This window comes from Paenibacillus aurantius (genome assembly GCF_032268605.1).
In the GTDB taxonomy this organism is placed as follows: Bacteria; Bacillota; Bacilli; order Paenibacillales; family NBRC-103111; genus Paenibacillus_AO; species Paenibacillus_AO aurantius.
On record NZ_CP130318.1, the window covers coordinates 3007245 to 3021201 of the forward strand.

8 protein-coding genes are annotated in these 13957 nt (G+C 51.0%); 2 read left to right on the top strand and 6 right to left on the bottom strand.

Annotation, left to right across the window (positions count from 1 at the left end; genetic code table 11):
- Positions 1-104: 104 nt before the first annotated feature.
- Entirely contained in the window at positions 105-929 is an 825-nt protein-coding gene (locus MJA45_RS13575) for an AraC family transcriptional regulator (protein ID WP_315607784.1), read from the top strand.
- Positions 930-1097: 168 nt separating this feature from the next.
- Here MJA45_RS13575 and MJA45_RS13580 read toward each other — a convergent pair whose 3' ends face one another.
- From MJA45_RS13580 to MJA45_RS13605, 6 genes are all read right to left on the bottom strand, one after another.
- Complete coding sequence (locus MJA45_RS13580) at positions 1098-3311, bottom strand: glycosyl hydrolase family 95 catalytic domain-containing protein (RefSeq protein WP_315607785.1); 2214 nt, start codon at positions 3309-3311, stop codon at positions 1098-1100.
- Positions 3312-3329: 18 nt separating this feature from the next.
- Positions 3330-4298 carry a GDSL-type esterase/lipase family protein gene (locus tag MJA45_RS13585; protein ID WP_315607786.1) on the bottom strand — a complete coding sequence of 323 codons (969 nt, stop codon included), beginning with the start codon at positions 4296-4298 and terminating at the stop codon, positions 3330-3332.
- A gap of 196 nt (positions 4299-4494) precedes the next feature.
- A complete protein-coding gene (locus tag MJA45_RS13590; RefSeq protein ID WP_315607787.1) occupies positions 4495-7992 on the bottom strand; it encodes a golvesin C-terminal-like domain-containing protein in 3498 nt (1165 codons plus the stop codon).
- A gap of 304 nt (positions 7993-8296) precedes the next feature.
- Positions 8297-9886, bottom strand: coding sequence for an extracellular solute-binding protein (locus MJA45_RS13595; protein WP_315607788.1), 1590 nt, complete (start codon positions 9884-9886; stop codon positions 8297-8299).
- A gap of 278 nt (positions 9887-10164) precedes the next feature.
- Positions 10165-11175: a glycoside hydrolase family protein gene (locus MJA45_RS13600; RefSeq protein ID WP_315607789.1), complete on the bottom strand. Its 1011-nt coding sequence runs from the start codon at positions 11173-11175 to the stop codon at positions 10165-10167.
- Positions 11176-11465: 290 nt separating this feature from the next.
- A complete protein-coding gene (locus MJA45_RS13605) occupies positions 11466-12932 on the bottom strand; it encodes a HEAT repeat domain-containing protein (RefSeq protein ID WP_315607790.1) in 1467 nt (488 codons plus the stop codon).
- Positions 12933-13059: 127 nt separating this feature from the next.
- Here MJA45_RS13605 and MJA45_RS13610 point away from each other — a divergent pair, with 127 nt between their 5' ends.
- On the top strand, positions 13060-13923 hold the full coding sequence (locus tag MJA45_RS13610) for an AraC family transcriptional regulator (protein WP_315607791.1): 864 nt from the start codon (positions 13060-13062) through the stop codon (positions 13921-13923).
- Positions 13924-13957 lie beyond the last annotated feature (34 nt).

Consider the following 13957-nt stretch of genomic DNA (forward strand, 5'->3'; position numbering starts at 1 on the left):
CCAAGCATCATTCAGCCCTCTCTACCTTTATCAAGTTTTCCTCTCGCACTCCCTCCCCCCTGGCTTTATAATAGCGTTGTTAGAAACAAGACAGGGGGGAGCCTATGCCGATCTACAACGAGTACTCCATGGCTATACGCGCTTATAACTATTGGAAGGATAAGCCCGGCTTCCTGCTCGATGCCGATCGGTATGAATACTGGGCCATTTTCGCCGTTGAGGAAGGCAGCTTTGAATACACGATTAATGGATACACCGGTCAGGCTGCAGCGGGAGATTTCGTGCTATGTCCGCCGCAAACGGATTTTCACCGGCGTTTGGCAAGCGGGTGGCTGACGTTTCATTTTATTTTGTTCGACTGGCGGGAGGGAGAGCTCGGGGAAGAAGAAAGGAAAGCAAGGGGGGTGCTTTCCCGGTTTCCCGACTGCCGGTTCCGTCTGCTGGATGACGACCGAACCCTTTCTACGCTTGCCCATTTCCGGAGGCTATCCCATTCTACTCCCAATTCCTCGTTTCTCTTTAAGCTTAGGGAGCACCTTCTCAATGATTTGTGGCTGGCGCTCTATTTGGAATCGGTTCAAAGCGCAAAAGCATCACCATCTTATCAGGATCCACTTATGATTGAGGTTAAGTCGGCCATCCAAGAGCTTGCCTATCAGCCTTTCCTGCTTATGGATATAGCTGAGCGTTTTCACCTTAATAAAGTCCAGCTCACCCGCCGGTTTCGCCGGTCGTTTGGAGTCAATCCAATGGATTATGTGACCCAGCTTCGCATTAAGAAAGCCCGGTCGCTTTTGTCCGGCTCCGATCAAACCATCGACCGGATTGCCCGATCCTGCGGCTACGACAACGGATTTTATTTTGCTCGTGTTTTCCTTAAGCATGTTGGTCTCACCCCGTCCCAATACCGCAAAACTCATATGATTTAGTGCCTTATCCGGTAGAAAGCAGAACTTCATGTGCGGATAAGACATGAGCAAAGAAGCAGGCTCTTACCCGGCGGGTGCAACTGCCGTAAGATCCTGCTTCTTTTGTTTACCAGAGGATGGCAGGTATTCAAACTTATCGCAACCGGCATGATTCCGGCTTTTCCACCACTAATGGAAATCTCTCATATGAATCGTTTCTCCTGCGGAGGTCTCTAGTTCAATCACAGAGGCGTCCGTTTCCCTCTTCACTCCTTTTCTCTCGATCATCATCTTCCCTGAGAAAGGATTTTTCAAGCGTAAAGTACCGCCTTTCTCACTATAAATCGAAATGCTGTCGATCCGGCCATTGCTGCGTGACCCTGAGATGAGAAAAGCCCCTTCCGCCCGGATCCCTGCGAAAGCCGCATCCTTGAACCGGTCGGGAAGCGCCGGAAACAAGCGGATTTCGCCCTGCACACATTGGACGAACAGTTCCAGGACAGCGGCCGAAGCGGCAATAGCAGCCTCGAGCTGCATGACATCTCCGCCCGTAAACGTCGTGAAGCCGGGATACTGGGCATTGTGGCGTGTCGCAAACCCGGGCATCATAAAGAATTCCCGCAGCAGCTTCAGACAAGTATAAGCCATGTCTTTGCCGCCCATTCGACCATGAAGTATGGAGGCCCACGGCATCGACCATCCCGTCCATGCCCCCATCCCTTTGGCGACCCAGGTTTGATACGAATGGCGGACTAGGCTCTTATGCTTTTCATCCTCTAAAGGGATCGTGTCAAAAGGATAAATTCCCCCCAAGTGGGAATGGTGGCGATGGCTTTCCGCCAGCGGCTGGCCCTCCCACAAATAGATCTCTTCGCCACTTGCCCCTTGCCCCGTCGTGTAGGGGGGCAGATTCTCCCGGATCTTCCTGACCTTCTCGGCATAATCGCTGTCGATCTGATACCGAGTGGCCAAACGAAGGATTTTGTCGCACAAGAAATGAACATTGGTTAGAAAGAAGGTGGAATTTTTGCCCCAGGCCTCATTTCCCGCGCCTCCGTATTCCGGCGAGATCGAGACAGACAAAGTATAGATGCCATCCTTGAATTCCATCATACGAATGAACACATTCAGCGTTTTCTTCATAAAAGGGTAGACTTCACGCAGCAGGAATTCCTCATCACGTGCATATTGGCCGTACTGCCACATCAACTGGGCAACCCAAGAGGTGTTGGCGTGATCGATGATTCCTGTCCAAAATTTACCGATCACTTTGCCGCGATCATCGCAGGCATGAACCATCTGGTAGCCGTCCTCTTCTCCCGTGAACAATTTGGCCCTTTCCGCCAGCAGCGGCTTCCAGCTATCGATCATGTTAAATAAGGGAAGCAGGCTTTCCAGATGGTTCGAGGCATAAGCCGGCCATAAACATTCCTGCACGTTAATATTAAAATGGTAATCCCCGCTCCAAGGAGCCATCCGATGCTCTTCCACCCAAGGCCCCTGCAGTGTGGGAGCAATCCCCCCGGGCATCGAGTTACCCAGCATTTTATAGATGCCGAGGTAATACATCGTGCCGATTTCCTCGTCCGGAATCCGGATATCGGCCGTCTTCTTCCAGAGCCGGCTCCACACTTCCTTTGTGGGAGCGGTCAGTTGCTCATAGGCCGTTTCCTTCAAGGCTTCCAGCTGATCCTTGGCCGCTGCCCATGCAGCCTTTTTCGTTTCGCCGTAATGGCTTGTCACTAGCAGATTTTCGGAAGCCTCGGCAAGGACGGCACACGCCGGGTCAGCCGGAAGCTCCTGAATCCACCCTTCTTGTCCACTCCCTTGAACGACACGGGGAGGGGGAATGTCAAATTGGTCGAAATAAGTTTTCACTTCCGGAAATGCATAAGCCGGCCGAACCGTAATTGAATCCAACCATCGGCTATTTATAGAGAAAGCAAGCACAGGCTCATCGATCAAAAGGGTTGCTTTGAAGGTGATCTCCCCATCATCGGGATGAGTGCACACAATAGAGGCTTCTGCATGGAACAGATCCAGATGTGCGGAAACGATCTGAAGCTCATCCTTAAGCTTCAGTTCAAAGCGTCCCATGGGCATCCGGGTCGGTTTCTTTTCTTGACCGTTGATTTGTTCGATTTGGAACAATTCCTGTGCTTCGGCGTAGGCTCCCGCCTCAAGCAGCTTTCGCAAGCGATAAAAATGACATTGTTCATTCCAAAGCATTCCCCCGCGGTGATCCCAATAATCCGCCCGATTCACGGTGACCATGATTGTATTTTCTTGAAACCAGAGGAGGGCACCGAATCTTCCATTGGATAAGGGAATTCCATGGTGGCAATAGTCCGTGTCAATCGGCCAATCTAGACAATAGTTCGGGTTTATCTCGGTTACTTTCATTACAGACGACCTCCGTTTCTAAACTTGATTCCTTTCCAAAAGCGGCTTGATGTAAGCAGCCAAATGTTCGCCCATTTCAATCATGCCGTGATTCCCGGGATGAAGCAGATCATGGGAAAGCCCATACAAGCCTGAACGCAGCAGCTGGCGCCCATCAACATAATGAACATTAGGCGAATCGATGGAATGCACGACCTCTTGCAAAGCGGTCCGAAAAGCCTCCGATGTGGAAGCGGGATTCCGCTCCGGCCAGATCAACCCGATGTCCATGAAGACAGGCAGCAGGCCGATGCAAATAATCGGCTTGTCGGGATTCTTGGCGGCCATTTTCTCCACCATATGAGCTGCTTTCTGTTGAAAGCTCTCGACGGGAACCCCTTGATTCAGCATGTTCACCGAAATACAGAGTGACGCTACATCCCAGTCCCCTCTGTCCGCGATATAATCAGCAAGTTCTTCCTCGCAATAGGCGGAGCCCGAAACTCCAAGATTAATGGCGTCCGACCGGAGCCTCCAGGCCGCCTGCTTCACATAGGTCAAGTCCGCACTTGCAGCAGCCGCCCCCTGGGTAATGGAGGGTCCATAGGCGAGATAGGTATAAGGTGGCAGTTCCTTCCTATCTGGAGGCCTAAGCGTTTCTCCTTTAATATTAAGCAGATGGACTTCCCCGCCATGAAGCACCAATCTCCAAACTTGGGGGGCAAAAGAATGCTGAACCGTATTCAGCTCTTCTCTCGGCAAAAAGTAGGGGGAAGGCAGCTCCAGTAAAAAGTCGGTCGCTTCTTCCATGATCAGGCGTTGGGACACAAAATAGTCGCCATAAAAAATACTGATGACGCTGTTTCCCTCATAGCTGACCAAGGTGACGACAGCCGGCTTCCAGTCGCTGACGAAACGGATTTCACAGCAAGCCGCTTTCCGATACATGGCTTGGCTTTGCTCACGCAGGCGCTGCCGGACAGCTTCGGGAATCCTTTGCAGCAGCAAGCCGGGTCTGCCGGGTATTTCTACAAGTTCCTCCACATTTAACAGCTCAACCTGGTGGCTAATCACACGTTTCCCCCATTCCATATAAATCTAATTATGATCCCAATGCACTCCCATGAGGGTTAAGCATGGAAAGAGAGATCAGAATGAGCTGCATTCTGATCTCTGCTTTTTGTGTAATCTGGTTAAGGTTAAATTACTTTTTGTTACCCGAACGGAACGTTACCTTTTGTTCAGCCGCCAGGCTGTTGTTCAAGCTGTCCTTGACTGCCGTGGTTACCTTCACTTCATAGTCACCTTTAGGATCAAGCGCTCCGTCGAAGGATAATTGGAACCGCAGCGGGCTGATCGGAACGATCTTGTAGGCCGGAACTTCTCCTCCGCCGACCTTGGCAACGAGCACACTGTCCTTGGTAAGGGTCGCTCCGTTCATTTGCTTGTTGAACCGCAGCACGAAGGTCTGTTTTCCAGGAGGATTCCGTTTGTCCGTAACGGTTACGCTGTCCTCCGGAATTAGAACCGGGGGGAAAGCGGCATACGGGGATGCCGGGTCGCTGTCGGCCGTCTTTAGGTAATTGCGCACCCAATCGAATTCCGCTACCGTTCCGTCAATCTTGTTTACATTCATATTGCCGTCAAAAGCCGTGACGACCGTACTCAGAATGTTCGGATACTGCCCATTTGTTTTCCCGGTTGGGGCGATATACTTGGAGTAATCCGGCACTTCGTAGCTCACCTTATTGTCATAAGCCATGTAGAACCGGTTCGGCTCCATGTAACCGGAGAAGTTGTGGAATTCTTTAGCATTATTATCATTGGTGGACCAATTCACTTCCCGGACATTCTTCAGACCGAATTCCGGTGCCGGCTTGGCTTCTCTAATAAACCAGACGTTGTTGCCGACCGTGTCCGGAAGGGTTCCTTCATTCCAGTCAAAATCCGTATTGGAGCCATTGATACTCCAGTAAGAAGTGTGGCTGCCATAAGCATTGGGATATTTATACCTGGCTTCATAAAATCCGTAGTTCTGCCGGTAGGCGGAGGTAATCGAGGCAGACGAATAAGGCGCACCCAACCGGTTATCCACATCGGTTCTGAGCCGGACCACCCCTTCTTTCTGCTCTACGTATTCGGACCACCTGCCGGATATGCCGTCAAATCGGATATAATTATCCGCCGACCATTGGCTCCAGTCAAAAGCCGAACCGTTGAACTCATCGGCAAACGTCTTATGCCAGTCAAAACGCAAATCAGGTCCTGCCGACAGAAGCTGTCCGTCAAACCGGTTCAACATAAGAACGGCCTCTTCTCTCGACAGCTTCAGGGAAGGCTTCAGCGATTGGTCCGGCTCTTCTTTGAGTACTTCCAGTTTCAATAGACGGTAAAAAGCTTCCTGAAGAGCATAGGTTTCTAGAGAGGAGGAATCCGTCGTATTTTTCACCAAATAGTCGGCCGGATCATCCGCAAAGAAATTGTCCACGTTCAAGTATCTTCCCGTATAATCGATGGCGTTGGAAAGAAGGCGTGCGGCAAATTCACGGTCCGCCGGCATGTTTACTCCCAATGCCCGGCCGTTGGTCGATACTCCGTACAAAAGTCCGGCCTTCTCGGCCGCTCCAATATTTCCTTTGTAGGGAGTTGCCTTCCCCTGTGTATCCCCGTAGTCTGCCGCTTCCGGGTCCTCCGGGAGATTCATCATCCGGGTCAACAGAGCGATCATTTCGGCCCGGGTGATTTTGCGGTCGGGATCGAATTGGTGATTTGTGATCAATCCGTCCGTAATCCCTTTTACTGCCATGGCGTTGACGATTTGCACCGCTTCTTCGTTGTTCAGGTCGTCTACCTGATATTGATCAAAAAACTTATGGGTGGAGGCTATCACCTGCTTGATGATCGCATGATCCGGGGTTACTTTCTCGTACTTGAAGGCGGTCATTCTGGGCAGGTCTTTGAATGAAACATACTCATCGGCTGTACCGGCCGCGAAATTATACGTCCCCAGGTCGTACCAGGTTCCCGTAACCAGCTTCTCCTTCGGCACATAAACCGAATCCGTAACGCTATTATGATGGACGTCCAGGTGGAAGCTGTTTGGAAAGTGGGCCGCATTCAGAATATAATAGGAAACTTTATAGTCACCGGGTTCCAAGAGCATCGGATTCCATTTGAAATCAATATGATACTGGTAGTTGGCGCCGTCCGGCCCGAATCTATCTTCAATGTAATAATATTTCCCGTAAGGAAGATCCAGGGCAAACGAGCTGCCTCTAATGACCGAGCCATCATGAGGACTTAGTCCAGGCGTTACCTTGGATGCCCGCACTTTTTCTTTCATGGTAATGTTAGGCAGCTCGATGGATGGTTCTGCTTTATTGGTCGTGACAATAGTTCGGTTGATCGTCACTCCTTCCAGTTGGGGTGTTTCAAATTTCACGCTGGAGGCAATCGTTTCTCCCCCGGAACCCAGCTTGGTCACTTTGACCAGTTCACTGCCGGCTCCCTTGAAGTCAAACTCCCCGAGGCGAAACCATCCGCTCTCCAGCTTTTTCTGGTCAAAGACCAACGTTTCCACTTTCGAGTCATGGAAGATTTCAACCTGCAAAGAATTGTCTCCGGACTGGGTCCGTTCCGGTATGTACGTGAAGACCTCATACTTCCCGGACTCCAGCTTTCCCGGATTATAGGTGGCGGTAGCCCCTTTCTCCGAGCTTCGTCTCGGTACGGAATACTCGTTATCCGAGGCTAGCGAAGTATCCTGCCAGCTGCCCGTTTCCCGGTATCCTGCCGGAAATACAGCCGTTCGTTCCGCCTCCGTCTGGCTTCTGGAGGTCCGCTCGAGCATAACCTCGTAGGTTACGAGCAAGGTGAGGGTCGGTTTGGAAGCATCTTTCGATCCTCTTGTGAATCTTACGTACTCTTCAGGGCTTCCATCAAAATAATAGTCGCCGATCTCGTACCAGCCGTCTTGCGCGCCATTCATATCGAGGGTAAGAGTCTCGGACTTCCCGTTATGATAGATCGTAACGACCGCTTGATCATCCGCAGCCACACCGGCATATTTGTACACCTTCAGTTTCGTCATTCCTCTAGGTGTAGACGAATTGTACTGGTAGTATTCCCCCGGTATGGTGGACTTCTTCAGTCCCTGCTCTTTGTTGGGAAGGGTGGCGTTAGTCCAATTGGCACTGGTTTTGTAACTTATCACGACGGACTGCGGTTTGGTTCCCTGCAGAGGTCCATACACGAACCGGGTGACGGTGTTTTTTAAGCCCGGCTGCTTGGTAAGGGTATCAGCCGGAATCAAATTGGTTTTGGGGTTGGATACCTGGTATACGGAGCCGGCAATCCGTGCGTTAAGACCTGACTTGAAAAAGGCGATAGCGGCATTCAGATCAGCGGTTGAGGCATCCACCGCCTCCGTTGTTGGACTAGGGCTGTTCAGAACCGTGCGGGCGCTGTCTATTCTTTCCTGCAGCCTAATTCGTGACCCGGGCGCATACTGCCCTTCTGACGATCCTTCCTCAACACCCGGCAGCAAGGAGGCTGCCTCGTTAACGATCTTTAGAAGCTCCGACTTGTCTGTTGCAGCAGCCGCCTCGGTGACAATCCCTCCGTAAGCGGCAGGTGATGCAGTGACCAGCAGGTTTGCCGCCAGGCAAACGGGTAATACGATACTCCAGACTCTCTTCTTCATATCATTCTCCTTTTGTAACAAAGTAGTTGGGCGGTTTGGCTGAGAGATTCAGACAGGAGCAATGGATTTGTAGCGCTTACATTACAAATCTGATCCTCGTTGTTTGATTGGCATTCCCTCCTTTCCCGTTTTGCAATCGGCATGGCGCCGCTTGTTTTCCTGCTGACCTATCGGTCTCTTTACTAATCTATAAGGTTTGCTTTCGCAGGTACATGCAGAAGATTACGATTTTATATACATATTTTCACTATCCATTGAAACAGCAGCAGGAGAGGGGAACGCCCGCCTCTCCTGCTGCATTTTCTTATTTCAATAAACCGGCATCCTTCAATTGCTTGGCTGCATACTCTTTGTATTTGGTATACTCGAACTTGGTCTCCAACGTCTTGACGTAATTGTCCCAATTCGACAGAGGCTCTTTGCCCATCATGAATTTCAACAGCGATTCATTTACATATTTGATGCGGTCGCTATATAAGGTATCATTCGGGTCCGGCATAACAAAGGGATTAACCGGATTGGGTCGGATGTACTGCAGGTTGATCTTATGAAAATCCGACGTTTTCGGATTCGTGAAGTTGAAATAGAGGGCGTCATCCGCCCTTCTTGACAGAGCGTAGTTGGAAGTCCAAATATACTTGTTCATCAGCTCTCTATTGTTTAGGTTGTCGGTAAGGCGTTGGATTTTGCCATCCGCCAAATCCCAATGAATTCCTTTTATCCCGTAATTGGCCCAGGGGTAAAAGTCCTTGTCCGTGTACCAGTACTGCAGCAGGGCCAAAATGCGTTTTACCTTCTCGGGATCCTTTGCAGCCGTCTTTGAGATGGCCCAGGAGTTGTTCTGGAAGGACTTTAAGCCGACCGTTTGATCTCCATGGGGCCCTTTCACAGGAGGAAAGACGATCCAGTCCGGAATTTCTCCGGAAACCTCCTTCATGGCCTGTTGGGTGTTCGTTTCCATTCGTCTCCAGTCATTGATGAGGATACCGACTTTCCCGCTGTACATTTTCTTATCATTGGCCGTCCCGTCATTGATCGTGACCCAGTCGGGATCGACTACCTTGGCGTCCAGCATGGTTTTGATATAGGCAAGGGCCTCCTGCATTCTGGAGTCCGTGTTGTCGAAGGTGAGTTTCCCGTTCACCATGTCGACGACGTTCGGATTAACTCCGAACATCCAGAAAATCATTCCCCAGGCTCCCGACAGGTTGCCATCTTTACCAATTCCCGCGACGAAGCCATAGGTATCATTCTTGCCGTTTCCATCCGGATCGTTAAAAGTGAACGCTTTCATTACAGTAAGAAGCTCATCCGGATTAGTCGGAGCCTTTAAGCCAAGCTTCGTCAGCCAGTCGTTGCGGATCCACCAGCTGGAGATGCCGTTAACGAACTCGTAGCCGGGCGTCCCGATCGTTTTCCCCTTATACTTCATAGCTTCCCATTCTTCCGGTTTAAAGCGGCTTTGCAGGGCCGGATAATCTTTGATGTAGCTGTCAAGGTCAGCCAAAATACCTTGTTCGTAGTATTGGACGGCCGTTCCCCGATCCGGCATGAAGATCATATCCGGGATATCCCCCGATGCGATCATCGTATTGAGCTTAGTCACCTTCTGATCAGCAGGCGGAATGATCATGTTGAAATCCACATTCACCGCCTTCTCCATCATTTGACGGATAGGGTCTTCCTCGCGAGCCGGCATGGGTACCTCGGGATGATAAGCGGCTGAATGGTAAGCTGTAATTTTCATCTGCTTGCCAAAGCCGCCTTCATTCCCTCCATTACCAGCTGAGGTGGCAGACGGGCTTTTGGTCTCGGAACTTCCGCAGGCGCTTAACAACAGGCTGCCCGCCATAACAGCGGCCAGAGAACCCATGATCTTTCCTTTAGCTTTCATTTGACCTCTCCTTTTGGTGCATGATTATATTATCCATTATGCTCCTATCCTATCGGGTTTCCTTCGATTCTCTTTCCATAAAATTAAGCAATAAGTCCAAAATTTTAAGGATATTAGACCAAGTGCTGCGTGGGCTGTAAAGAAAGACGCGTTTGCCCTGAACCATCCATCCCGATAAATTTGCGCCGGCCTTTCCTACAAAAAAAACCGCTCTCCCCCAGGGGGAAGGGCGGTTGCTGGCAACTTCAGCCTGGCAGATTGCTGCCGGAAGATAGGAACTAATCACGAACGAGCGGTATGTGGATGTTAAAGGAATCCTCCCGTTCCGGGTCATTCAGGCGGGCTGCCGCACAGAACAGGACGGCCGGCTTGCCGTTTTCAAGCCAAAGCTGCGGCCGTTCGAGCGCATCCAACCGCTCCACCTCTCCATCTTCCCAGATTACTTCGCGGTCAAAGGCAAAGGGGTTGGCTGCTTGTCCCCAATTTATTCCATCGCTGGACTCAAAAAGCGCGACGGTTGCTTTCCCCCTTTTGGTGAAATACCCCTGAAAATCTTTAACCAGTGCATAGAACCGGCCATCCTGAACCCAGATAAACGGATCCTCGACAGACCAGCCTTCCTCGGGATTCACCATGATCGGCTCCGGCATCTTCTCGAATGGCCCTTCCGGGTTGTCAGCAACGGCAACTCCGCATATAACACCCCCGCCCTTCGGCATCGGACCGTCTCCGACCGCTTTGTACACCATGTAAATACGGCCATCCGGCCCTTGGGCTACGCTTGGATTGTTTGTGGCCAAGTGATCGAATGACCCCGGCGTAACGTCAACGCAAGGCTTGTCAAACCGCTGCCACGGTCCTGCGGGATGGTCCGCCACGGCCACTCCGACTCTCTGATTGTTCCGGTATTCCCACCATTCGGGATCGTTCATGGTCGGCTTGGTCTGGTAAGCAGCGGGTCCCTTGGTTCCCATATAATACATATAATATTTTCCGTTTATCGGAACGACCGTAGGATTGTGAATAGTCGCTGCATCCCAGTTGCTGCCGCCGCTTCCGGCTATAGCCATTCCCTTGTACGTATAAGGGCCAAGCGGATGGTCCGCAACCGCGTAAGCCACTTCGGAACATGTCACCCAGGCATAATGTCCCTTTGCCTTAGGCCATCTCGAGAAAAACAAATAGTACTTTCCGTCGTGCTCCACCATGCTTCCGCACCATACCAAATAATCGTCCATACGAAAAACAGCGGTTCGGGGAACCGGCTTTATCATTCCGTTAAAATCCATGGTTAGGTCCTCCTTGTTCTCTGAACGTTCTGTCTGTTCATCATACTGGCAGAAGGAGGCCAGGATTATCACGATTTTAAGTAATTATTCCACGATTTTAAGATGATGGCACGGATCATTGTTCCATCTACCGCCTCACCCTTATCATTATTTCCCTGATAGATCCGAACGGTATAAGAAACTGTCAAAAGCCTTAGTACCGGCAAAGGGCAATAAAAAGGAAGCCGGGAGAAAAAGGCTCTCCTGGCTTCTGTCTGTTTTCCGATGGCTATTCGTCGATAAGGTCTATTCTAGAAGGTACTGGCCTTGCTGGTATCCGGGCACCATCGGGAGGTGCGGTAATAACGGATCAGCACCTCAACGGCTTTATCCGTCCGAAGTTGAGTAAGAGCTTCCGAAGCATAGGCCCGGACATATCGGTCCCTGCTGGTCAGAGCCTGCTCCAAGCCGCGGATGACGATTTCCTCCTCCCCGTACTTTCCTATCCTTAGCAGGGATAAAGCAGCCGTATAGCCGACTTTGTTGATAATGTACTTCTGTTGACCGACGTACATATCTCCCGAATTCAATGCCACCTCATCCGCTTCCTGCTCCACTGAGCGCTGCAGGGTCTCCGTCACCGCTTGAACACTTACGCTGTAGGGCTTACCAATCATCCCCAGCGCCTCGACCGCATTTCGCCTTACCCATTCGCTTTCGTCCTCCAGGCAGGAAACTAGGGAAGGTACCGCCTCCCGGGCAGCCGGTCCCATCATGCCAATAACAAAACAGGCAAGCCCTCTGCAGAAATCATCCGGATGGCTCAACAAGGGCTGAACAAAGGGAATCGCCTGCGCACCGGCAGGCTGCAAGCCGTAACTCGCGCGTTCCGCTACCTGTTTACTTCCGTTTCCAAGATGCTTCACCAGCTCCTCCACCCCGCTGCTTCCCATTCGGCCAAGGGCATAGGCGGCGTTCAGAGCTTCTATTTCGGATGAACTTCCCAGGTTGTTCCCAATTTCCTCCACCTTCCCAGCCGTCCAATCGGAAGAGCGGACTCCGGAGTCCTGATCCCCACGCAGCCAATCCCACACATCCTTCCACAACTCGGGATGTTGAGCCGGCATTCCGTCCGGGACGGTCATCCCCGGATTTCGGTGATCCCAGCTGGGGCGATCCGGTGCTTTCAACCGTACGAATTGAAATTTCAACATATAGCGGTCGAGCTCAGATACGTTAAGGGTTGCTTTGTGCCATAGGTCAAAATGCACCAGGACCATCGTTCCCGCCTTTCCTGTCGGAAGCAGGGTCTCTCCCTTGTCCCCCAGAAACTTCTCATAATACTGGGTTCCCGGCATAATCGCCGTTGGGCCCAGCTCTTCTGTGATGTCCTGGGTGTAATAGAAAAGAATGGCCCACCAAGGTCGATGGCTGCGCAGGGAGGACCAATATCCGTCCTTGTGCCATTTTCCTCCTCCCGGTGTAGGATTGCCCGGCCGGTTGTAATGGCAGTGCCGATGAGGATGCATGTAGTAATCTTCGCCAAGTATACTGGTCAGCGCTCCCCGGACGACAGGAGTCTCGAAGAATTGTTGAATCTCCGGCACCCGGGGCAGGATATTATTCCCGGGGTTCCCCTCTTCGTGAATTACTTTATAAATCTTATCCCTTACCTTCTGATGAAGCTGCTCGGGAAGATCATTTTTAAGCACCAGGTATCCCTTTGTAATAAACTGGGCCATTTGTTCATCCGTCAACAAATCCATTCTCTCCGTCATCCCTCTTTCACTCCCTAGCGGCTAGATTTAATAATCCTATTGTAGTAAAAGAACCTCATTCTGTATTTGCAGAATCGGTATATTTTTATACAATAGTCCTATCAATCTTTGAAGATGAGGTAAAGGCATGAAAATAGCGGAGCTTCATCCCTACGTTCATTATGCAACCCGTTTTCCTTTTGCTCCTGGTCAAGCAAGCCGTTCCAGAATGTGCTATTCCTCTTCCCTCTATTTAATAAGTGAAGGCAAGGGTAGGCTTACCACATGCGGGCGAACCTATAAAACTTATCCAGGAGCCCTGGTGTATATTCCCGCCGGACAGCCGCACGATTGGATTGCCGAACCGGAGGACCCGATGGTGCATGTATGCTGCTATTTCGATTGGGCCCACCATATTCCCCTCCAAGCACAGCACGATCATCCGCACATCATTTGCTATGACCTTTCCAAACTGAACTCCGCCCTTGTCGGCCCGGCCTTTCCCTACACCATCCCGGAGTATACCCAGGTCGATAAAGTTTGGCAGTGGGTCGAACGCTTCGAGCTCTTCTATACGCCTAATGAATTTCCTAACGACCGGACCTATTTCCGCCATTTGAAGGTGCAGAGCCAGTTCCAGGACTTTATCGGTCATTTCCTATCTTTCGTGCTAAAGGATGAGCATATCCCGGATCCGCGCATCGTCAGGCTGCTGGAAGAGATGGACCAGGATCTGGTCCACGGCCAAGTCCTCCCCTTGGAAGAATACTACCGAAAATGCCGGCTCAGCCGCGGGTATTTCTTCTCTCTGTTCAAGGAGACGACTGGAATGTCTCCTATCCAGTATGTCAACCGCTACCGGATCAACCGGGCGAAGGAGGAGCTCCAAGGTTCAGGTCTAAGCATTACGGAGATTGCGGAGAAGTATCAATTTTCCTCCATCCATTATTTCTCCAAGCTGTTCCGTCAGCTGACCGGCATGACGCCGAGTGAATACCGGGAAAGAACGTAACCTTCTTATACAAACAAAGGGATCCGAGCATTGT